A 22,672-nucleotide genomic window follows, 5' to 3' on the forward strand; every position below is an offset into this window, starting at 1 on the left:
TACGTCAAAGCGTTTGCGGCATTGTAACGCGCTCCGTCCTGCATCAACACGAAAGTCGACCGCATGAATCCACTCGAATCCCAGCTCAGCTATCCGTTCGGCGACGTCATTCCGCCGCCCGGCACGGTGACGGATGTGGCGCCCGGCCTGTCCTGGCTGCGCATGCCGCTGCCGTTCGCCCTCGACCATATCAATCTGTGGCTGCTGGACGATACCGCGGAGACGCGTCATGGCTGGTCCCTCGTCGACTGCGGCGCCGGGACGGACGCGACCCGGGCGGCATGGGAACGCCTGTTCGTGGACGCAATGGACAACCGGCCTCTGCTGCGCGTGTTCGCAACCCACTGCCATCCCGACCACGTCGGCCTGTCCGGCTGGCTGTGCGAACGATTCCAGGCGCCGTTCTGGACGAGCACGGGCGAATTCGGGTTCGCGCGCATGATGGCCGCGGCGCTGCCCGGCGTCGACGGCCCGTCGGCCATCCCGCATTTCCAGCGCCACGGCCTCGTCGACGCGGGCATGCTCGAGCAGATGCAGAGCCGCAAGAATTACTATCCGTCGCTCGTGCCCGCCGTGCCGGCCGCATACACGCGCCTGCAGGATGGGCAGCGCGTCGCCGTCGGCGCACGGGAATGGCGCGTGATCACGGGGTTCGGCCATTCACCGGAGCACGTCTCGCTGTACGACGACAAGGACCGGATCCTGATCGCCGGCGACATGGTGTTGCCGCGCATTTCGACGAACGTCTCCGTATTCGCCGTCGAACCGGAAGGCAATCCATTGCAGCAATACCTGGATTCCTTGGCCAAGTTCGCGGACTTGCCCGACGACACCCTGGTCCTGCCCGCACACGGCAAGCCGTTCCGTGGCTTGCACACCCGCATCGCGCAACTGCGCGCGCACCACGCCGAGCGCCTGGAGGAAGTCCGCGCCGCGTGTGCAGAGCCCAGGTCGGCAGTTGACATTGTTCCGCTGATGTTCAAACGGCAACTCGACGCCCACCAACTCAGTTTCGCGATCGGCGAGGCGCTGGCCCATCTTCATTATCTTTGGTACAACGGTATCTTGACCCGTGTAACCGGCGACGACGGCATCCTCCGTTTTGAGTTGACGTAAAACAACATATTTGGGCAACATGCTTGTCGCAAAAATTGCGACAAGCTAGCGGCATTTCGGCTGATTTTGTTGACTCTTGGCATCATTTTGCGTACCAAGAGGAACACTTGTTCCCTTTCTTCACGAGAATTTGGACGAGCAAACGTTTTTCTTTTCCTGTAGGATATTTTTCACACATCGCTCACGATGCGCTGGAAAGCCTGGGAATTGCTGGACAGCACTGTGAGAATTGGTCAATACTCACTTATTTGTTACCTATAGTCTTTCCTGCCGTCACAGACGGTCTGGTCAACGGAGCGACCTATGACGGCTTTGCATGAACCCTTAGTGCCACCCATGAATTCGACTAACGAGCGGGAGAGCTTCAGCGAGCGCCTGCAGCAAGCCCTGAAAAATGCGCATTATTCTCCGGACAGCCCGACCCGGCTGGCGCGGGAATTTAACATTCGCTTCGAGGGCCGTCCGATTACGGTCCACGCGGCGCGTAAATGGCTGGTCGGCGAGGCGATCCCGACCCAGGAAAAATTGCGCATGATCGCGCAATGGCTGGGCGTACCGGCCGACTGGCTGCGCTTTGGCGGTTCGGAAAACGCCGCCGCCAGCGGCGACAGTGCCGACGGCAGCGCGCGCTTCGAATCAGCGGACGTCAAGCTGATCGCCGACCTGCAGCGCCTGGACGAGCATCACAAGCAGCTGGCACGCGAATTCATCCGCATGCTGGTGCGCATGAATCACCAGCAGCAGAAATAATCCTGCCGCTCGTCATCGAGTCTCGCGACGGCCGCCTTCGGGGCGGCCGTGTCTCACGGCGCGCCTGCGCCTTCCATACTGCAATTTTTTTCTGCGACAGTCCGCACAAATGGCCGAGTCTCGCGCATAATCGATAACGCTAACGGAACGTCGAGAACGGTCGAGTTCGCGTTCCTGCCTGGCGCTCCGCCAGTGTTATCGGTCAATAAGGATGCAGTCGCCTCATGATTAATAACTACAGCAACACCGCGCAGTTGAAGGACCTCATGACCGCACCGCCGATGACGGCGGCCCAGCACGCAGAAATCATGCGCAAACGTAACGAGCAGCGCAGAAAAATCGAAGACGCAAAGGAACAGAGACAGGCCGAGAAGGATCTGTACGGCGAAGGCGCCTGAACGCCGCTTCAGGCGGCGCCGTCGTCTTTCATGCCGCCCCAGCGCGGGGCGAGCGCATTCGTCACGCCCAGCAGGTCCATGACGCGTGCGGCCGTGTGGTCGACCATCTCGTCTATCGTGGCGGGACGGTGATAAAAGCTTGGCAGCGGCGGGAAGACGATCCCGCCCATTTCCGTGACCGCCGTCATGTTGCGCAGGTGCGCCAGGTTGAACGGCGTCTCGCGCACCATCAGGATCAGGCGGCGGCGTTCTTTCAGCACAACATCGGCGGCACGCGCGATCAGGTTGTCCGACAAACCATGTGCGACCGCGGCCAGGGTCTTCATCGAACAGGGTGCGATCACCATGCCGTCCGTCTGGAACGAGCCGCTCGCGATCGATGCCCCGATCTCGCGGTTACGGTGCACCACGTGGGCGAGCGCTTCCACGTCGCGCCGTTGCAGGCCGACTTCCTGGTGCAGGGTGAGGGAGGCGGCGTCGGAAATGACGAGGTGCGTCTCGACGCCGGGTGCGGCGGACAGCCGTTGCAACAGCCGCACGCCATAGATTGCGCCGGTCGCGCCCGTGATGGCGACGATGATCCGGCGGCGCGGGCCGCCGGGTTCGCCATCCGGGCACGGGCCGGGATCAGCCATTCTTGTTGATCAGCGTTTGCAGTTCGCCGGACTCGTACATTTCCGTCATGATGTCGGAACCGCCGACGAATTCGCCGTTCACGTACAGCTGCGGGATGGTCGGCCAGTTCGAGTATTCCTTGATGCCCTGGCGGACTTCCGCGTCTTCCAGGACGTTCACGGTGGCGATGTTGTCGACGCCGCAGGCCTTCAGGATTTGGATCGCGCGGCCGGAAAAACCGCATTGCGGGAACTGGGCCGTGCCCTTCATGAACAGCACGACGGGCGTGTTGGTCACGGTCTCTTTGATCCAGGATTGTACGTCGCTCATTTGGTTCTGCCTTTGGTGAGAATTGGAGTGGATGACGGCATTTTATAAGAAAACGGGAACGCCGGCATAAGGCGCGCCGCCTGTCCACGTAGGGTGGGCACGCCGTGCCCACGCGTGACGTTTGCGGTTCGCCGGCGTTTGCGTGGGCGGAGCGCGCACGCCGTGCAAACGTCCGCGTGGGCGGAGGCCGCCCACCCTACGATTACCGCTTGAGTTTGGCGAATGCGGCCGCCATCGCGCCGCCCGCCTGTGGTGCTGGGCGCTCCTGCTTCTGATGCTGGCCCATGCGCTTGCGATCCTCGCGGTCCCCGCGCTGCTGCGGTTGCGCCCCCGCCTGCGGCGCGCTGTCCGACAAGCGCATCGTGAGCGCGATGCGCTTGCGCTTGACGTCCACTTCCAGCACTTTCACTTTGACGACCTGGCCCGCTTTCACGACCGTGTGCGGGTCCTTCACGAACGTGTTCGACAGCGCCGAGATGTGCACGAGGCCATCCTGGTGCACGCCGACGTCGACGAACGCGCCGAACGCCGCCACGTTGGTCACGACGCCTTCCAGGATCATGTCCGGACGCAGGTCCGCAATGGCTTCGACGCCTTCCTTGAACGTCGCGGTCGTGAACTCCGGACGCGGGTCGCGGCCCGGCTTTTCCAGCTCCTTCAAAATGTCGGTCACGGTCGGCACGCCGAATTTGTCGTCCGCATATTTTGCCGGATTCAGGCGTTTGACGAGGGTGCTGTCGCCGAGCACCGACTTGATGTCCTTCTGGATATCGGCCAGGATTTTTTCGACGACGGGATACGACTCCGGGTGCACGGCCGATGCGTCGAGCGGATTGTCGCCGTTCACGATGCGGAGAAAACCCGCCGCCAGTTCAAAGGTTTTGTCGCCCAGGCGCGGCACCTTCTTCAGCGCCGCGCGCGACGCGAAAGCGCCTTGCTGGTCGCGGTAGTTGACGATGCTTTGCGCGACGCTGGACGACAGGCCCGACACGCGCGCCAGCAGCGGCGCCGATGCCGTGTTGACGTCCACGCCGACCGCGTTCACGCAATCCTCGACGACGGCGTCGAGCTGGCGCGCGAGCTGCGTCTGCGACACGTCGTGCTGGTACTGGCCCACGCCGATCGATTTCGGATCGATTTTCACCAGCTCCGCCAGCGGGTCCTGCAGGCGGCGCGCGATGGAGACGGCGCCGCGCAGCGACACGTCCAGCTCCGGCAGTTCGCGCGACGCGAATTCCGACGCCGAGTACACCGACGCGCCGGCTTCCGACACGACGATCTTCGTGAGCTTGAGCTCCGGCTGCTGCTTGATGAGGTCCTGCGCGAGTTTATCGGTCTCGCGCGACGCGGTCCCGTTGCCGATCGAGATCAGCGACACGTTGTGCTTCGCGGCGAGTTTGGCCAGCGTGTGCAGCGAACCGTCCCAGTCGTTGCGCGGCGCGTGCGGGTAGATCGTCGACGTGTCGACCACCTTGCCGGTCGCGTCGACGACGGCCACCTTCACGCCCGTGCGCAGGCCCGGGTCGAGGCCCATCGTCGCGCGCGGGCCCGCGGGCGCGGCGAGCAGCAGGTCTTTCAGGTTACGCGCGAACACGTGGATCGCATCGCCCTCGGCCTTCTCGCGCAAGGCGCCCATCAGCTCCGTCTCGATGTACATGAAGCTTTTTACGCGCCACGTCCAGCGTGCCGTGTCGAGCAGCCATTTGTCGGCCGGGCGGCCCGCGCCCTTGATGCCGAAGCGCGCCGCGATGCGGTTTTCGCACGGGTTGTGCGGCGCGTCCCACTTCGGCTTTTCCGGCTCGGAATCGAGGCGCAGGGTCACGTCCAGCACGCCCTCGCGGCGGCCGCGCATCAATGCCAGCGCGCGGTGCGACGGGACGGTGGCGAGCGTCTCCGAATAATCGAAGTAGTCGGCGAATTTTTCGCCTTCTTCCTGCTTGCCGTCGACGACCTTCGACTCGACGACGCCGTGCTCCTGCACGTATTCGCGCAGCGATTGCAGCAATTGCGCGTCTTCCGCGAAGCGCTCCATCAGGATCTGGCGCGCGCCGTCCAGCGCGGCCTTCGTGTCCGCCACGCCGGGGTTCGCGACGCCGTCCGCGTTCGTGAACGCTTCGCGCAGGTATTTCGCCGCCTCGCTTTCCGGATCGCGCGCCGGATCGTCGAGCAGGCTTTCCGCCAGCGGTGTCAGGCCGGCCTCGATCGCGATCTGCGCCTTGGTGCGGCGCTTCTGCTTGTACGGCAGATATAAATCTTCCAGGCGGGTCTTGTCTTCCGCAAGCGAGATCGCCTGCAGCAGTTCCGGCGTCATCTTGTTCTGCTCCGTGATGGACGCGATGACGGCGGCGCGGCGGTCTTCCAGCTCGCGCAGGTAGCGCAGGCGTTCTTCCAGCAGGCGCAGCTGGATGTCGTCGAGGCCGCCCGTGGCTTCCTTGCGGTAGCGGGCGATGAAGGGCACGGTCGCGCCTTCGTCGAGCAGGGCGATGGCGGCGGCCACCTGTGCCGGTTTGGCGGACAGTTCTTGAGCGAGGCGTTGTTCGATCGAAGGCAGCATGGTACGAAAGGTTCGGTGAGTCGAGCGGGCAATGATACGCAATCGCGGGCGATGTGCCAGTCTTGACAGTGCGGCATTCTCATGCCCGCCTCGGACTCACCGGCGTACCGCTCAGATCTGGGCCTGCCCGCCGTCCACGAACAGTTCGGTGCCGTTGACGAAGCTGGCGTCGTCGGACGCGAGGAACACGGCGACTTTCGCGATCTCGTCCGGCTCGCCCACGCGGCCCAGCGGGATCTGCGCGGCCAGGTAGTCGACGAGGCCCTGCTGCGCGGCGGCGTCGGTGCCGGCCAGTTCGACGAGGCCCGGCGTGCGGGTCGCGCCCGGGCTGATCGTGTTGACGCGGATGCCGCGGTCCTTCAGGTCCAGGATCCAGTTGCGGGCGAAGGCGCGCACGGCGGCCTTGCTGGCGGCATAGACGCTGAACGCCGGGGTGCCGCTGCTGCCGGCCGTCGAGCCGGTCAGGATCACCGAGGCGCCCTGCGACAGCAGCGGCAGCGCCTTCTGCACGGTGAACAGCGTGCCTTTCACGTTGCGGCCGAAGGTGTCGTCGAATTGTTCTTCCGTGATCTCGCCCAGGGGCAGCATCGAGCCGCCGCCGGCGTTGGCATACAGGACGTCGAGGCCGCCGAAGCGGGCGCGGATCTCGTCGTACAGGCCGTCCAGGGCCGCGAGGTCGCTGGAGTCCACACGCAGGCCGACCGTGTCGTGGCCGATGGCCTTGACGGCGGCATCCAGTTCGGCCTGGCGGCGGCCGGTGATGATCACTTGTGCGCCCTCGAGGGCGAAGCGTTTGGCGGTGGCCAGGCCGATGCCGCTGGTGGCACCGGTGACGAGGGCGATTTTGTTGGCGAGTCTGGCGGTCACGATCTTCTCCTTTGGTTGAGGCCGGGACTGTTCGTTGTCCCGATGTGAAGCATCGTACCGGGTGTGTCGGTCGATTAAAATGGCACTGATCGCAAACTATCGTTGCAGATTTGGCGTTGTTGCGACCGACAATCGGTAGGCACCCGCGCCCGGATGCCGTAACATGTCGGGTTCGATAACTCATCGGCTCTCACGCCGACGATGAACGATGTCCCTGCTTCCCGATTTCGAAGGTCTCGCGATGTTCGCCAAGGTGGCCGAGGAACGCTCGTTCGCCGGCGCCGCGCGTGCGCTCGGGGTGTCGGTGGCGACCGTGTCGCGGGGCGTCGCGCGGCTCGAGGAGCGGCTCGGCGCGCGCCTGCTGAACCGCACGTCGCGCCAGCTGGCGCTGACGGAATTCGGCCGCACGATCGCGGACAGCGCGCTGAAGATCTATCGCGAAGCGGAAGAGGCCGAGGGCGCCGCGCGCGAGATGTCCGCGCGGCCGCGCGGGCTCGTGCGGCTGGCCGTGCCGATGTCGTTCGGCCTGCGCTGGGTGGCGCCGCTGATGCCCGCGTTCTTCCGCGACTATCCCGACGTCAAAGTCGACCTGCACCTGTCCGATGCCACCGTCGACCTCGTCGGGCAGGGCTTCGACGCCGCGCTGCGCATCGCCGTGCTGCCCGATTCGTCGCTCGTCGCGCGCAAGCTGTGTCCGGTGGCGCAGTTGGTCGTGGCAGCGCCCGGCTATCTGCAAACGCGGGGCACGCCGCGCCATCCGTCCGACCTTGCCGATCACCCCTGCCTGGGCTATGCCTACCGCGCGCGCAGCGATGTGTGGCGCTTCACCAACGCGGAGGGCGAAGAAGTCGTCGTCAAACCGGAAGGTCCGCTGCGGGTGACGAATTCCGACGCATTGCTGCCCACCGTGCTGGCCGGACTGGCGATTGCCGAGTTCCCGGAATTCATTGCGGCAGATCATGTGCGCGCCGGGCAGCTTGTCCCCATACTGGAAGACTGGAGCCTGGCGCGGGGCGGCTTGTACTTCGTCACGCCATCGGCGCGCACGCGGCCCGCCAAGGTCGAAGCCCTGGCCGAGTTCTTCGTACGGCACCTGAGTTCGCCGAGCTGGCGCCTGATGTCATGACGCCGATGCCAGATAAGCTCAATTTCTCGGAAGAATACAAGCAAAAAAATGCTTGGTGGGGGCTGGCAAAGCAGGGCGGCAGAGTGTAACTTCTACTCCTTTCGGCTCGTAAAGTTTTGCCCACTACGTGCGATTCCGAACAAAACTGTACGGATCGCATGAGGGATAATAGGAATTGTTGTTTTTTCAAATATAGACTCGTGAGACCCATGCACACAGTTGATTTTCATCGCGACGACACCAGCGACGCACCTCCGGCCCGAGCACCCGCACGCGCTCCCGCCCTGCCCGCACCGGTGTTGAGCTGGCTGCAAAGGGTCGAGGCGGCAGCACATCCCCAGCCGAAGCTGACCGCGGAAGTCACTGACCCCAAGGCCGTCCAGTACAAATTCGTTTATGTCATGGCCCCGACCAGCGGCGGCCGCCACGTCGCGATCTGCCTGTGCAAGGCGCGCCTGCGCCCGAACGGGGACGTGGCCGCGGCCAGCCCGGTGAGCGAGGTGTTCTCGCTGCTGTCGGCGCCGCCGGCCTACCTCGAAGGCGACGACGAGGACCTGGTCCGGTTCTTCATCGCCATGCGCAGCGGCTCCAACCAGAGCACGAGCGCGACCGAGCCCAAGGGCAAGGTCGGCGCCATCCTGCTGCAGCAATTGCTCGACCAGGGAAAACTGCTGTGGGCGAACTCGTGGTCCGACATGACCAACGGCCTGCTGTATCCGCTGCAGGCCGGTCCCGTGCGCAAGGCCGATCTCACGTGGCGCGACGAAGGCCGCGCGGCCAAGCTGGGGTGGTCGGTGGAACCGTCCAAGGGCGCGACGCATGCCGGCGCCGACCTCGTCGACTACATGCTGCCGACCGACCCGCCGTGGTACATCGACAACCTGTCGTGCGGGCCGCTGGACCTGAACCGCGGCGGCATCGACATCTCGCTGGCCGAGTTGCAGGCCCTCGTGTCGCAGGCGCCGCCGCTGGCCGGCAACGATAAGAAGCGCGTGTCGCAACTGTTGCTGGCGCATGGCCTGCAGCAGCTGATGCCGCTGCCGCAGCCGCTCACGCAGCGCATCCGCACGGATGTCGAGCCGCAGCCGCACCTGCTGCTCGACGCCATCCCGCAAGCCGAAGGCAATGGCCAGCGCTGGCAGGACTTCGCCGTGCTGTCGTTCGACTACGACGGCCAGCGCATCTCGTTCGACCCGGCCCAGCGCGTCGTGCGCCAGATCGGCGACGTCACCGAGATCATCCAGCGCGACGACGCGCTGGAGGCCGCCGCGCTGGACGCGCTGCACAAGCTGGGCTTCCGCAAGCCGGCCACGGCGCCGTTGTCGGCGTTGTCCGGCGCGCAGGTGCTCGACAGCCAGGCGCACTGGCTGCGCTTTGCCGAGAACGATCTCGACGCGCTGTCCGACCTCGGCTGGCACGTCCAGAAGTCGCCGAAATACCGCTACGACGTGGTGCCGGTCGAGGACTGGTATGCCGAGATCGACGAGCCGCCCGAGGCCGGCAATGCCTGGTTCGAGCTGGAGCTGGGCATCGTCGTCAACCGCAAGCGCGTGCCGCTGCTGCCCGTGCTGGTGCAACTCATCCGCACGGCGCCGCTCGACTTCAATCCGGACGTGCTGGCCGCGCATGCCGAGGCCGACCAGATGCTGGCGACCTTGCCCGACGGCCTGCGCGTGGCGCTGCCGTGGGGCCGTGTAAAACCGATCCTGTCGACCCTGGGCGAGCTGTATTTCAACGACAAGATCAAGAACAAGGTCCGCCTGTCGACCCTGGACGCGGCGCGCCTGGAAGAACTCGCGAAAGGCACCGAGCTGAACTGGTCGGGCGGCGAGCGCCTGCGCGAAACGGGCCGCAAGCTGAGCCAGTTCGGCAAGGTGAAAAAGGTCGACGCGCCGAAAGGCCTGCAAGCCACCTTGCGCGACTACCAGCTCGACGGCCTCGCCTGGATGCAATTCCTGCGCGAATACGACTTCGGCGGCATCCTCGCCGACGACATGGGTCTCGGCAAGACCGTGCAGACGATCGCCCACATCCTGACGGAAAAGGAAGCGGGCCGCCTGACGAATCCGGCGCTCGTGATCGCGCCGACGAGCCTCATGACGAACTGGATGGAAGAAGCCGCGCGCTTCGCCCCGGACCTGAAGGTGCTCCTGCTGCAGGGCAAGGAGCGCATGGAGCTGTTCGACCGGATCGACGGCGCCGACATCGTGCTGACGACGTACGCGCTGCTGCCGCGCGACGAGGAAAAGCTGCGCGAGCACCAGTACCACCTCGTGATCCTGGACGAGTCGCACTACATCAAGAACACGCGCTCGAAGGCGGCGCAGACGGCCGGTTCGCTGAACGCGCGCCACCGCCTGTGCCTGTCCGGCACGCCGCTGGAAAACCACCTGGGCGAGCTGTGGTCGCAATTCCACTTCCTGCTGCCGGGCCTGCTGGGCGACGAAAAGACCTTCAATACGCAGTTCCGCCACCCGATCGAGCGCCAGGACGACCCGGTGCGCCGCATGCTGCTGAACCGCCGCATCAAGCCGTTCCTGCTGCGCCGCACGAAGGACAATGTGGCGAAGGAATTGCCTGAAAAAACGGAGATGATCCGCCGCATCGAGATCAGCGGTCCGCAGCGCGACCTGTACGAGACCGTGCGCCTGGCGATGGACAAGAAGGTGCGCGAGGAAATCGACCGCAAGGGCGTGGCGCGCAGCCAGATCGTCATCCTGGAAGCGCTGCTGAAGCTGCGCCAGGTCTGCTGCGACCCGCGCCTGGTGAAAGCCATGCCGGGCAAGAAGAACACGGCGGCCGTGTCGGCCAAGCTGATCGACCTGATGCAGATGGTCGACGACCTGCTGGGCGAAGGCCGCAAGATCCTCGTGTTTTCGCAATTCACCAGCATGCTCGGCCTCATCGAGGAAGAACTGGATGCGCGCAAGATCCCGTACGCCATCCTGACGGGCGAAACGCGCGACCGTTCCGCACAGGTGGCGGCATTCCAGCAGGGCGCCGTGCCGATCTTCCTGATCAGCCTCAAGGCCGGCGGCGTGGGCCTGAACCTGACGGCGGCCGACACCGTGATCCACTACGACCCGTGGTGGAACCCGGCGGCCGAGAACCAGGCGACCGACCGCGCTTGGCGCATCGGGCAGGACAAACCCGTGTTCGTCTATAAACTCATCGCGAAGGGCACGCTGGAAGAAAAAATCCAGCTGCTGCAGCAAAAGAAATCGGAGCTGGCGGCATCGATCCTGGCCGAAGGCGAGTCGCAGAAGATGGCGCTCACGCAGGAAGACCTGCAGGCGATCTTCGCGCCGCTGGACGAATAAGCGGCCATCGTGCACCACATGAGGGCAAGCCGGCCGGCTTGCCCTTTTTATTTGCACATGCATATATCGAATATGCGTGATTCGTGCAACGGCCAGCCCCTGGTTGTCTATGCAAAGTATTGCTTCGGACACTATACTTATCTGCTGCATAACCTCTGGAAAGTTTTATGACGGACATCGCCACGGCAGACGCCTTTCGCACGATTGCCGAACTGGGCGGCGACCTGGCCTTCATTCTCGATTGCGCCACCCGGCGGCCCGCATACGTCAGCCCCGGTGTCGACGAGATGCTCGGCTATTCCATCGCCGACATCCGCGCGCAGCTGGAGAATGGCGGCGACGGTCCGCTGGCGGTCCTGTGCGCCGGCTTGCCCGAGCGCCTGGCCCGGTTTGCCGCCGGCGACGGTTCGCGCCTGCGCGTGATGCGCGAGTTCGACCTGCGCCGGCCGGACGGGAGCGAGGTGGCCGTCGAGGTGATCTCGACCCTGGCGCTGGACGACGGCGGTCAGCCGCAGGCGCTGCTGGGCCTCGTGCGCGACGTGTCCGCGCGGCGCGAGCGGGAGCGCGAGCGCAAGCGTTTCGCCAGCATGCTGAACCACGAATTCCGCACGCCGCTGTCGACCATCGACGGCGCCATCCAGCGGTTGGAAGCCTTGTGCACGAAGGCCGACGAGGCGACGCGTCAGCGCTACCGCAAGATCGCCACGGCAACGGACCGCCTGATCGCGATGCTGGACGATTATCTGTCGCCGGAGCGCATGGCCGCGCTCGGCAGCCAGCGGCGCGAGAATACGGTGGGGCCGCGCCTGTTGCTGGAAGAACTGGTGGCGCAGGCGCGCGTGGCCGGGCGTCCCGTGACGCTGGCGGCGGGCGAGTTGCCGGCAACGCTGCGCGGCGAACCGTCCGGCCTGCGGCTGGCGCTCAAGGTTTTATTGGACAATGCCTTGCGCTACACGCCGGCCGGCACGACGCTGCACGCGACGGGACGGCGGGTCGACGGCGGCATCGAACTGGCGTTGCGTGACGAGGGCGCCGCCGTGCCGCCGGGCGACGTCGGCCGCATCTTCGACAAAGGCTATCGCGGCGCGAACGCGGAGGGCATCGCGGGCAGCGGTCTCGGGCTGTACATGGCCCGCTCCGTCGTTGAAGTGCATGGCGGCAGCTTGACATATGCATGTCATCCCGAGGGGGGCGCCGAATTCAGGCTATGGCTACCGGTACAGGAAAGCGGGGCAAAAGCTCTTGCTTCCGGATTGACCAGCAGTGATAATCGGAATGGCGACCGGGGTTAGCCGCCCGACAACGGAAGGCACAAGACCTGCCCGAGGCCGGGAAATACGAAACAAGGAAACATGGCAAAACCCATGACGCAAATACTGATTGTTGAAGACAATGGCGAATACGCAGGCGACATGGCCGATTTCCTCAAGGAACTCGGCCATGAGGTCACGATCGCGACCACCGCCAGCGACATGTGGGCCGCGCTGACGCGCACGCCGGCGGCCGTGGTCGTGCTCGACCTGGGCCTGCCCGACGAGGATGGATTCAATGTGATCCCGCGGATGCGCCAGCTGTATCCCGAAATCGGACTGCTGGTGCTGACGGGCCGGGTGGCGTTCGACAACCGCATCCTCGGCCTGCGCCTCGGCGCCGACCATTATTTGACCAAGCCGATCAAGTTTCCGGAACTGGCCGCCCACATCGAGGCGCTGGACCGCCGCGTGCGTCCGTCCGAGCCGGCACCCACGCCGAGCAAGTGGACCCTGCGCGTCTCTGCCCGCCAGCTGGAGCTGATGGGCAAGGTGATCGACCTGACGGAAAAAGAGTGCAATTTCCTGCACCTGCTGACCATCAACACCCGGCCCGTACCGCGCCAGGTGATCGTGGCCGGCATGGGCGGCGACGACCCGGACGCCAGCCGCCGCGTCGACATGCTCGTCTACCGCCTGCGCAAGAAGGCGCGGACGGGCCTCGGCCAGGACCTGCCGCTGCGCAGCGCATACGGCGAAGGCTACAGCCTGTCGGCCGGGTTCACGCTGGCCTGATTATCAGGGACAGGGTCGTCCGGGACCGGTTGCTGCTTGTAAATAAATGGGGACAATGCAGGTCCCCATTTTAACGTCTGCGAATTTAATCGGGGACAGAGCGGGGTGGTTGCGCTAGAATCGCGTTTTCGACGCTTTACACGACGCCATGGCCCGCCAACCCCGCCTGATCCTGCCGAACCAGCCGCACCTGATCATCCAGCGCGGCAACGACAACCAGCTGATCTTCCGCGACGACGACGATCACGAGCGCTTCCTCGGCTGGCTGAAGGAGTGCGCCCGTTTCTACAAGGTGGCCGTGCACGCTTACGTGCTGATGCCGGACCACGTCATCATCCTGGCCACGCCCGCCAACGAGACGGGGTTGGCCCTCATGATGCAGAAGGTCGGCCGCTATTACGTTCCCTGGTTCAACAGCCGGCATGGCCGGACGGGCACCCTGTTCCAGGGCCGTTTTCGCACGTCTCTCGTCGATGCCGCCGCCTACCTGCTGGCCTGCACCCGCTACCTCGAACTCGCACCGGTGCAGGCCGGACTGGCGTCGGCGCCCTACGAATACCGCTGGTCCAGCTATGCCCACCATGCGGGCATCCGGCCGGATCCGCTCGTCACCGAACACATGCTGTACTGGGGCCTGGGCAACACGCCGTTCCAGCGCGAAGCGGCCTATATCGAATTCGTGCAGCAGGGCTATGGCAGCGACGAAGGGGGATTGATCGCGACGGCATTGAGCAAAGGCTGGCCGGTCGGCTCGCATGCGTTCAAGGCCGAGCTGGAGGTCAGGACGAAACGCCAGATCCTGCCGGCCAAGCGGGGGCGGCCGTTCAAGGTCAAGGACACCGCCGCGGCCGATTGAATCCACCGTTCGTCGCGCCGGGCCGGCCAATCGCGTCCGCGACGTCCTGAAATCGTCCTCATTCACTATGTCCCCAATTGTTTTTAACCGTTAAAAAAGCTGATTTAATTCGACTCCGACCCTAATTGTTGTCATTGATGTTTACTGAAGTCTGTTTTATTCTCGGCCTTCAATATCTTCAAAATGCAGCGGAGCCCCCATGATTGCCCAAGGTTTGTACGATCCCGCCAATGAACACGACGCCTGCGGCGTCGGTTTCGTCGCCCATATCAAGGGCAACAAGAGCCATTCCATTGTTGAACAGGGTCTGTTGATCCTGAAGAACCTGGACCACCGGGGCGCCGTCGGCGCCGATGCCCTGATGGGCGACGGCGCGGGCATCCTGATCCAGATCCCCGACCAGTTCTACCGCGACGAGATGGCCAAGCAGGGCATCGAACTGCCGCCGCCGGGCGAATATGGCGTGGGCATGGTCTTCCTGCCGAAGGAAAACGCGTCGCGCATCGCCTGCGAACAGGAAATCGAGCGCGCCGTGCGCGCCGAAGGCCAGGTCGTGCTGGGCTGGCGCAACGTGCCGGTGGACGACGCCATGCCGATGTCGCCGACCGTCCGCGCCAAGGAACCGGTCATCCGCCAGATCTTCATCGGCCGCGGCCCGGACGTGATGGTCACCGATGCGCTCGAGCGCAAGCTGTACGTGATCCGCAAATCGTCGGGCCACGCGATCCAGGCGCTGAAGCTGAACCACGGCAAGGAATTCTTCGTGCCGTCGATGTCGGCGCGCACCGTCGTCTACAAAGGCCTGCTGCTGGCGGACCAGGTCGGCGTGTACTACAAGGACCTGCAGGACCCGCGCTGCGTGTCGGCCCTGGCCCTCGTGCACCAGCGCTTCTCGACCAACACCTTCCCGGAGTGGCCGCTGGCCCACCCGTACCGCCTGCTCGCGCACAACGGCGAGATCAACACCGTCAAGGGCAACTTCAACTGGACCCGCGCGCGCGAAGGCGTCATGAAGTCGGCCGTGCTGGGCGACGACCTGAACAAACTGTTCCCGCTGATCTATGAAGGCCAGTCGGACACCGCCTGCTTCGACAACGCGCTCGAACTGCTGGTCATGGCCGGCTACCCGATCGCCCAGGCGATGATGATGATGATCCCGGAAGCCTGGGAAAACCACGCGACGATGGACGAGAACCGCCGCGCGTTCTACGAATACCACGCCGCGATGATGGAACCGTGGGACGGCCCCGCCGCCATGGCCTTCACCGACGGCCGCCACATCGGCGGTACGCTGGACCGCAACGGCCTGCGTCCGGCCCGTTACATCGTCACCGACGACGACCTGGTCGTGATGGCGTCGGAATCGGGCACGCTGCCGATTCCCGAATCGCGCATCGTCAAGAAATGGCGTCTGCAGCCGGGCAAGATGTTCCTCATCGACCTGGAAGCCGGCCGCATCATCGACGACAAGGAACTGAAGGACACCTACTCGAACGCCAAGCCCTATAAGGCATGGATCAAGTCGGTGCGCATCAAGCTCAACGAAATCAAGCTGTCGGAAAGCCAGCTGTCGCAGAACCGTGCGAAGGATGCGCAGGGCGAGAAGGCGGCCATTTCCCTGCTGGACCGCCAGCAGGCGTTCGGCTACACCCAGGAAGACCTGAAATTCCTGATGGCCCCGATGGCCGTGCTGGGCGAGGAAGCCACCGGCTCGATGGGTAACGACTCGCCGCTGGCGGTCATGTCGAACAAGCTGAAGCCGCTGTACTCGTACTTCAAGCAGCTGTTCGCCCAGGTCACGAACCCGCCGATCGACCCGATCCGCGAAGCGATGGTGATGTCGCTCGTGTCGTTCATCGGTCCGAAGCCGAACCTGCTGGACACGAACAACGTGAACCCGCCGATGCGCCTCGAAGTGTCGCAGCCGATCATCGGCTTCGACGACATGGCACGCCTGCGCAACATCAGCCTGCACACCGGCGGCAAGTTCAAGTCGTATGAACTGAACATCAGCTACCCGGTCGCCTGGGGCAAGGAAGGCATCGAAGCGTCGCTGGCCTCGCTGTGCGCGGAAGCCGTCGACGCGGTGAAATCGGGCCACAACATCCTGATCGTCTCGGACCGTAACCTCAACGCCGACCAGGTCGCGATCCCCGCGCTGCTGGCGACGTCCGCGATCCACCAGCACCTCGTGCAGCGCGGCCTGCGCGCATCGACGGGCCTCGTCGTGGAAACCGGTTCGGCGCGCGAGACGCACCACTTCGCGCTGCTGGCCGGCTACGGCGCGGAAGCCGTGCACCCGTACCTGGCGCTGGAAACGCTGGTCGACCTGGCGCACACGCTGCCGCACGAGATGGCCGCCGACAAGGCGATCACCAACTACACGAAGGCGGTCGGCAAGGGCCTCATGAAGGTGATGTCGAAGATGGGCATCTCGACCTACATGTCGTACTGCGGCGCCCAGATCTTCGAAGCCATCGGCCTGAACAAGTCGCTGGTCGACAAATACTTCCGCGGCACGTCGTCGACGGTGGAAGGCATCGGCCTGTTCGAAGTGGCCGAGGAAGCGCTGCGCCTGCATGCGCAGGCCTTCGGCAAGGACCCGGTCCTGGCCCACTCGCTGGACGTCGGCGGCGAATACGCCTTCCGCGTGCGCGGCGAAGACCACCTGTGGACCCCGGACGCCATCGCCAAGCTGCAGCACTCGACCCGCGCCAACAACTTCAGCACGTACAAAGAGTACGCGCAGATCATCAACGACCAGAGCCGCCGTCACCTGACGCTGCGCGGCCTGATGGAATTCAAGATCGATCCGGCCAAGGCGATCCCGCTGGACGAAGTCGAGCCGGCCAAGGACATCGTCAAGCGTTTCGCCACCGGCGCGATGTCGCTGGGCTCGATCTCGACCGAAGCGCACGCCACGCTGGCCATCGCCATGAACCGCATCGGCGGCAAGAGCAACACCGGCGAAGGCGGCGAGGACCCGGCGCGCTACATGGGCGAGTTCAAGGGCATCAAGATCGCCAAGGGCGAGTCGCTGGCGTCGATCCTGGGCAAGGACCGCGTCGTCGCCGACATCCCGCTGCTGGAAGGCGATTCGCTGCGTTCGAAGATCAAGCAGGTGGCATCGGGCCGTTTCGGCGTGACCGCCGAATACCTGGCGTCCGCCGACCAGATCCAGATCAAGATGGCGCAGGGCGCCAAGCCGGGCGAAGGCGGCCAGCTGCCGGGCCACAAGGTGTCCGAGTACATCGCATCGCTGCGCTTCTCGGTGCCGGGCGTGGGCCTGATCTCGCCGCCGCCGCACCACGACATCTACTCGATCGAAGACCTGGCGCAGCTGATCCACGACCTCAAGAACGCGAACCCGCACGCATCGATTTCGGTGAAGCTGGTGTCGGAAGTGGGTATCGGCACGGTCGCCGCCGGCGTCTCGAAGGCGAAGGCCGACCACGTCGTCGTCGCCGGCCATGACGGCGGCACCGGCGCATCGCCGCTGTCGTCGGTGAAGCACGCCGGTACGCCGTGGGAACTGGGCCTCGCCGAGACCCAGCAGACCCTCGTGCTGAACGGCCTGCGCAGCCGCATCCGCGTCCAGGCCGACGGCCAGATGCGTACCGGCCGCGACGTCGTCATCGCCGCCCTGCTGGGCGCGGACGAAATCGGCTTCGCGACGGCACCGCTCGTCGTCGAAGGCTGCATCATGATGCGCAAGTGCCACCTGAACACCTGCCCGGTGGGCGTGGCGACCCAGGACCCGGAACTGCGCGCCAAGTTCTCGGGCAAGCCGGAACACGTCGTGAACTACTTCTTCTTCGTCGCCGAAGAAGCGCGCCAGATCATGGCCCAGCTGGGCATCCGCACCTTCGACGAACTGATCGGCCGCGCCGACCTGCTGGATAAATCGAAGGCCGTCGGCCACTGGAAAGCGCAAGGCCTGGATTTCTCGAACATCTTCTATCAGCCGAAGGTGGACGACAAACGCCAGCTGCTGCACACGGAAGTCCAGGACCACGGCCTGGACAAGGCCCTGGACCACAAGCTGATCGCGCAGGCCAAGGCCGCGCTGGAGAAGGGCGAGCGCGTCTCGTTCATCTCGCCGGTGAAGAACGTCAACCGCACGGTCGGCACGATGCTGTCGGGCGAAGTCGCCAAGCGCTACGGCCATGCCGGCCTGCCGGACGACACGATCCACATCCAGCTGCAGGGCACCGCGGGCCAGTCGGCCGGCGCGTTCCTGGCGGCGGGCATCACGCTGGACCTGGTGGGCGAAGGCAACGACTACGTCGGCAAGGGCCTGTCGGGCGGCCGCATCATCGTGCGTCCGAACACGGAGTTCCGCGGCTGGGCCGTCGACAACATCATCGTCGGCAACACGGTGCTGTACGGCGCGATCGCCGGCGAAGCCTTCCTGAACGGCGTGGCCGGCGAGCGTTTCGCGGTGCGTAACTCGGGTGCGACGGCGATCGTCGAAGGCGTGGGCGACCACGGCTGCGAATACATGACCGGCGGCACCGTCGTCGTGCTGGGCGACACCGGCCGCAACTTCGCGGCGGGCATGTCGGGCGGCGTGGCGTACGTCTACGATCCGAAGGGCGAGTTCGAGCAGAAGTGCAATACCGCGATGGTGGCACTGGAGAGCGTGCAGTCGACCAAGGAACAGAGCGACAAGGCCAGCTGGCACAGCCAGACCCGCAACGGCGAGCGCGAGTCGGACGAAGCGATCCTGAAGCGCCTGATCGAGCGTCACTTCAAGCACACCGGATCGACCCGTGCGCGCAACCTGCTGGACGACTGGGCCAACAGCCGCAGCAAGTTCGTCAAGGTCTTCCCGACCGAGTACAAGCGCGCGCTGGAAGAGATGCACAACAGCAGCATGGAAGAAGCCAACGACAAGATCGAACTGGCTGCCTGATGCCGCAACGGCTGCGTGCCTGCTGAACTTGGGCCCCCGCCTGCGCGGGGGCGACGGAACAAACTTAGCGTTCATTATCACCGTTAGCGTTTGAACGTCGTTCCCGCGGAGGCGGGAATCCAAGTTGAGTGACCGAAGCCACGCGCTTCGCATCTCTTTAGACCGAACCGAAAACGATAGGAATACAAATGGGTAAGATCACCGGCTTCATGGAATTTCAGCGCCAGGAAGAAGACCACCTGGAACCCGCTGCCCGTCTCAAGAACTACAAGGAATTCTCGATCACCCTGACCGACGCGCAAGCGAAGGTACAAGGTGCGCGCTGCATGGATTGCGGCATCCCGTTCTGCAACACCGGCTGCCCCGTCAACAACCAGATCCCCGACTGGAACGACCTGGTTTATCACGGCAATTACCGCTACGCCGTCGACAACCTGCACTCGACGAACAACTTCCCGGAATTCACGGGCCGCATCTGCCCGGCACCGTGCGAATCCGCCTGCACGCTCGGCATCAACAACGAACCGGTCGGCATCAAGTCGATCGAGCGCAAGATCGCCGACGCCGGCTGGGAACACGGCTGGATCGTCCCGCAACCGGCTGCCAATAAAACCGGCAAGAAGGTCGCGATCGTCGGTTCCGGCCCCGCGGGCCTGGCCGCCGCCCAGCAGCTGGCGCGCGCCGGCCACGACGTGACGGTGTTCGAGAAGAGCGACCGCATCGGCGGCCTGCTGCGCTACGGCATCCCCGACTTCAAGATGGAGAAAGACCTGATCGACCGCCGCGTCGAGCAGATGAAGGCCGAGGGCGTGACCTTCCGCACCTCGACCCTGATCGGCAAGGACTTCCCGGCCGCCGTCAGCAACATGGCGCGCGACACCATCTTCCCGGAAGACCTGGCGAAAGACTTCGACGCCGTCATCATGGCCGGTGGCGCCGAGCAGCCGCGCGACCTGCCGGTCCCGGGCCGCGACCTGAAGGGCGTCCATTTCGCGATGGACTTCCTGCCGCAGCAGAACCGCGTCAACGCCGGCGACAAGGTCAAGGACCAGATCAAGGCCACCGGCAAGCACGTGATCGTGATCGGCGGCGGCGACACCGGCTCCGACTGCGTGGGCACGTCGAACCGCCACGGCGCCGCATCCGTGACCCAGTTCGAACTGATGCCGATGCCGCCGGAGCAGGAAAACAAGCCGCTCGTGTGGCCGTACTGGCCGACCAAGCTGCGCACGTCGTCGTCGCACGAAGAGGGCTGCGAGCGCGACTTCGCCGTCGCCACCAAGCGCTTCGAAGGCAAGGGCGGCAAAGTGGAAAAAGTGATCGCCTGCCGCGTCGAGTGGAAAGACGGCAAGATGGTCGAAGTGGCCGGTTCGGAATTCGAACTGAAAGCCGACCTCGTGCTGCTGGCGATGGGCTTCGTCTCGCCGGTGCAGCAGGTGCTGGACGCGTTCGGCGTGCAGAAGGATGCGCGCGGCAACGCCCGCGCCACGACGGATGGCGACGTGTGCTACCAGACGTCGGTGCCGAAGGTCTTCACGGCCGGCGACATGCGCCGCGGCCAGTCGCTCGTCGTGTGGGCGATCCGCGAAGGCCGCCAGTGCGCCCGCTCGGTTGACGAATTCCTGATGGGATCGTCGGTACTGCCGCGCTGATCGCCGACCGGCGCGCTCGACCCCGGACACCCTGCAACGCTTCGGCTTGCAGGGTGTTTTTATTTTGATATTATTGTTCGACTAACGAACGTATTCCTTTCGAAGTGGCCACCATGGAGGCGTATGCATCCCATGCAGCGGACCGCCAACCGGCGCGCAATGGCGATTGCGCTACTGCTTCATCTGTTGTTGTTGCTCGCCCTCCTGCGCTGGCGGTCCCGGCCGCCCGAACCATCCGTGCCCCCGGTGCGCAGCACGGTCGTCATGATCAGGCTGCCCAAGCCGCCGGTAAAAAAGATCCCCAAACCCGCCGCTGCCGGCATCAAGCTCGCCGCGCGTCCCAGCGTCGGGTTGCCGACCGCCAGGACGATCGAACGCCAGCTGGCGACCGCGCCCAAGCTCGACGTCGAGCCCCAGTTGAGCCGCATCGCGGTGACTGCCCCGCTTCCGAACCTGGCGGCGATCGACGTCGCGGCGACGACGGTCGGCACCGGCGGCACCGGTAGCGCGGGGGCCGGCGCCGGATCGACCGGCAGCGGCAGCGGCGGCACCGGCAACCTGTTCGAGGAATGCGCGGACGCGCCCGGCCGGCCGATGGTGGCCGACGTGTATCGCCTGCCGTCGCGGACCGACTCGGTGGCGGCGATGCGCCAGCGTACGCCGGTCAAGCGCGTGTGCCTGTCCCAGCTCGACATCACGCCGCGCTCGTTCCGCGAGGGCTTCCCGGGCCTGGGCACGTTGGTCGAATGGTTCGGCCTCGACATCCGTTTTAACGTCAATATCGCCCAGGCCGGCACGTGGGACCTGGCGCTGGTGTCCGACGACGGCGCGATCCTCAGCATCGACGATGCGGACGTCATCGACAACGACGGCGTGCACGGACCGACGGCGCGGCTCGCGCGCGTCAGGCTGCCCGGCGGCGTCCGTCATTTCCGCGTGCGCTACTTCCAGGGGCCGCGCGAGCAGATCGCACTCGTCCTGGTATGGAGAAAGCAGGGGGAGAAGGACTTCGACTACATTCCCGGCAGCCTCCTCGGCCGTTCCGCCATGCCAGCCCGATGAAACTGCTAGCATGCGGTTTCTGACCAATTCATGGAGACAACGGATGGATATCGGCTACGTGGGCCTGGGCGGCATGGGACATGCCATGGCCAGCAACCTGATTAGTAAAGGCCACACGCTGCGCGTCTGGAACCGCTCGCCGGGCAAGGCGGCCGACCTCGTCGCGCAAGGTGCGATGCGCGTCGACCATCCCGGCCAGGCGGTCGCCAGCGACGGCATCGTGTTCACGATGGTGGCGGATGACGCCGCGCTGGACCAGGTCGTCGGCGGGCCGGACGGCATCGCCGCCAGGCTGGGGCCGGGCGGCATCCACGTGTCGATGAGCACGGTCTCTCCCGAGACGACGCAACGCCTCGCCGCCCTGCACGCCGAGCGCGGCGCCGCGTTCATCGCGGCGCCCGTGTTCGGCCGTCCGGTCGCGGCGGCGTCCGCCATGCTGTTCATCCTGTGCGCAGGTGACGCCGCCGCGCGCGCACGCGTGCTGCCGCTGCTCGCGACGATGGGCCAGCGCGTGTTCGAGCTGGGCCCCGACCCCGTGTCCGCCAGCATCGTCAAACTGGGCGGCAATTTCATGATCATGGGCGTCATCGAGGCGATGGCGGAAGCGGCGACCCTGTGCGAAAAATACGGCGTGCCGCGCACGGCCATGATGGACGTGATGACGCAATCCATTTTCGCGACGCCCTTGTACGTCAACTACGGCAAGTTGATCGCGCAGCACGACTACGCCAATCCCGGTTTCAAATTGTCGCTGGGGCTCAAGGATGCGAAGCTCGTGCTGGGCGCCGCCAGCAACGCGCGCGTGCCGATGCCGCTGGCCAGCATGATGCACGACCGTTTTCTGTCCGCGCTGGCGAAGGATCGCGGCGAGCTCGATTGGACCGCGGCCGCGCTGAACGTGTCGGAAGAGGCGGGGCTACGTTCTCCACTTTCGCGGCCATAGTTTCCCGATACGGGCAGCCAGCCTGTCACATCCGCGGGCGTCGATCACATCGGCGCCCGTTTTTTTTTGCGAGCCATCAAGCCCCGTTCAGTTCAATCACGCGACGATACGGCCTTGCGCAAA

Annotated in this window: 16 protein-coding genes; 12 read left to right on the forward strand and 4 right to left on the reverse strand. The window is 65.0% G+C overall.

Annotated features, from left to right (window positions below):
- Nucleotides 1–63: 63 nt before the first annotated feature.
- The 3 genes from ASC93_RS04310 (at nucleotide 64) to ASC93_RS31600 (ending at nucleotide 2,264) form a co-directional block, all read left to right on the forward strand.
- Complete coding sequence (locus ASC93_RS04310; RefSeq protein ID WP_056437622.1) at nucleotides 64–1,116, forward strand: MBL fold metallo-hydrolase; 1,053 nt, start codon at nucleotides 64–66, stop codon at nucleotides 1,114–1,116.
- Nucleotides 1,117–1,452: 336 nt separating this feature from the next.
- Nucleotides 1,453–1,866: a hypothetical protein gene (locus ASC93_RS04315; RefSeq protein ID WP_056437625.1), complete on the forward strand. Its 414-nt coding sequence runs from the start codon at nucleotides 1,453–1,455 to the stop codon at nucleotides 1,864–1,866.
- Nucleotides 1,867–2,090: 224 nt separating this feature from the next.
- Nucleotides 2,091–2,264, forward strand: a complete 174-nt coding sequence (locus tag ASC93_RS31600) for a hypothetical protein (protein WP_200958267.1) — start codon at nucleotides 2,091–2,093, stop codon at nucleotides 2,262–2,264.
- An 8-nt stretch (nucleotides 2,265–2,272) separates the two neighbouring features.
- On the opposite strand, the gene ASC93_RS04320 is transcribed toward ASC93_RS31600, so the two are convergent.
- The 4 genes from ASC93_RS04320 to ASC93_RS04335 all read right to left on the reverse strand — a co-directional run bounded on the left by ASC93_RS04320 (nucleotide 2,273) and on the right by ASC93_RS04335 (nucleotide 6,630).
- Nucleotides 2,273–2,899 carry a UbiX family flavin prenyltransferase gene (locus tag ASC93_RS04320; protein ID WP_056437627.1) on the reverse strand — a complete coding sequence of 209 codons (627 nt, stop codon included), beginning with the start codon at nucleotides 2,897–2,899 and terminating at the stop codon, nucleotides 2,273–2,275.
- Nucleotides 2,892–3,209, reverse strand: coding sequence for a Grx4 family monothiol glutaredoxin (gene grxD, locus ASC93_RS04325; RefSeq protein ID WP_056437630.1), 318 nt, complete (start codon nucleotides 3,207–3,209; stop codon nucleotides 2,892–2,894). The genes ASC93_RS04320 and grxD overlap by 8 nt, the downstream gene beginning before the upstream one ends.
- A gap of 202 nt (nucleotides 3,210–3,411) precedes the next feature.
- Complete coding sequence (locus ASC93_RS04330; protein WP_056437633.1) at nucleotides 3,412–5,763, reverse strand: Tex family protein; 2,352 nt, start codon at nucleotides 5,761–5,763, stop codon at nucleotides 3,412–3,414.
- A 111-nt stretch (nucleotides 5,764–5,874) separates the two neighbouring features.
- On the reverse strand, nucleotides 5,875–6,630 hold the full coding sequence (locus tag ASC93_RS04335) for an SDR family oxidoreductase (protein ID WP_056437636.1): 756 nt from the start codon (nucleotides 6,628–6,630) through the stop codon (nucleotides 5,875–5,877).
- Nucleotides 6,631–6,838: 208 nt separating this feature from the next.
- Here ASC93_RS04335 and ASC93_RS04340 point away from each other — a divergent pair, with 208 nt between their 5' ends.
- The 9 genes from ASC93_RS04340 (at nucleotide 6,839) to ASC93_RS04380 (ending at nucleotide 22,549) form a co-directional block, all read left to right on the forward strand.
- Nucleotides 6,839–7,756 carry a LysR family transcriptional regulator gene (locus ASC93_RS04340; RefSeq protein ID WP_056437640.1) on the forward strand — a complete coding sequence of 306 codons (918 nt, stop codon included), beginning with the start codon at nucleotides 6,839–6,841 and terminating at the stop codon, nucleotides 7,754–7,756.
- 209 nt (nucleotides 7,757–7,965) lie between these two features.
- Nucleotides 7,966–11,076: a DEAD/DEAH box helicase gene (locus tag ASC93_RS04345; protein ID WP_056437643.1), complete on the forward strand. Its 3,111-nt coding sequence runs from the start codon at nucleotides 7,966–7,968 to the stop codon at nucleotides 11,074–11,076.
- 167 nt (nucleotides 11,077–11,243) lie between these two features.
- Nucleotides 11,244–12,368, forward strand: coding sequence for a PAS domain-containing protein (locus ASC93_RS04350; RefSeq protein WP_056437645.1), 1,125 nt, complete (start codon nucleotides 11,244–11,246; stop codon nucleotides 12,366–12,368).
- Between the two features lie 72 nt (nucleotides 12,369–12,440).
- Nucleotides 12,441–13,121: a response regulator transcription factor gene (locus ASC93_RS04355; RefSeq protein WP_056437648.1), complete on the forward strand. Its 681-nt coding sequence runs from the start codon at nucleotides 12,441–12,443 to the stop codon at nucleotides 13,119–13,121.
- A gap of 148 nt (nucleotides 13,122–13,269) precedes the next feature.
- Nucleotides 13,270–13,977 (forward strand): transposase, encoded by a 708-nt coding sequence (locus ASC93_RS04360; RefSeq protein WP_056437652.1) that lies wholly within the window; start codon nucleotides 13,270–13,272, stop codon nucleotides 13,975–13,977.
- Between the two features lie 199 nt (nucleotides 13,978–14,176).
- Nucleotides 14,177–18,892: a glutamate synthase-related protein gene (locus ASC93_RS04365; RefSeq protein WP_056437656.1), complete on the forward strand. Its 4,716-nt coding sequence runs from the start codon at nucleotides 14,177–14,179 to the stop codon at nucleotides 18,890–18,892.
- 188 nt (nucleotides 18,893–19,080) lie between these two features.
- Nucleotides 19,081–20,544: a glutamate synthase subunit beta gene (locus ASC93_RS04370; RefSeq protein ID WP_056437659.1), complete on the forward strand. Its 1,464-nt coding sequence runs from the start codon at nucleotides 19,081–19,083 to the stop codon at nucleotides 20,542–20,544.
- 159 nt (nucleotides 20,545–20,703) lie between these two features.
- On the forward strand, nucleotides 20,704–21,606 hold the full coding sequence (locus ASC93_RS04375; RefSeq protein WP_162251792.1) for a PA14 domain-containing protein: 903 nt from the start codon (nucleotides 20,704–20,706) through the stop codon (nucleotides 21,604–21,606).
- Nucleotides 21,607–21,649: 43 nt separating this feature from the next.
- Nucleotides 21,650–22,549: an NAD(P)-dependent oxidoreductase gene (locus ASC93_RS04380; protein WP_056437666.1), complete on the forward strand. Its 900-nt coding sequence runs from the start codon at nucleotides 21,650–21,652 to the stop codon at nucleotides 22,547–22,549.
- The last annotated feature ends 123 nt before the right edge of the window (nucleotides 22,550–22,672 follow it).

This window comes from Massilia sp. Root335 (genome assembly GCF_001425685.1).
In the GTDB taxonomy this organism is placed as follows: domain Bacteria; phylum Pseudomonadota; class Gammaproteobacteria; order Burkholderiales; family Burkholderiaceae_D; genus Telluria; species Telluria luteola.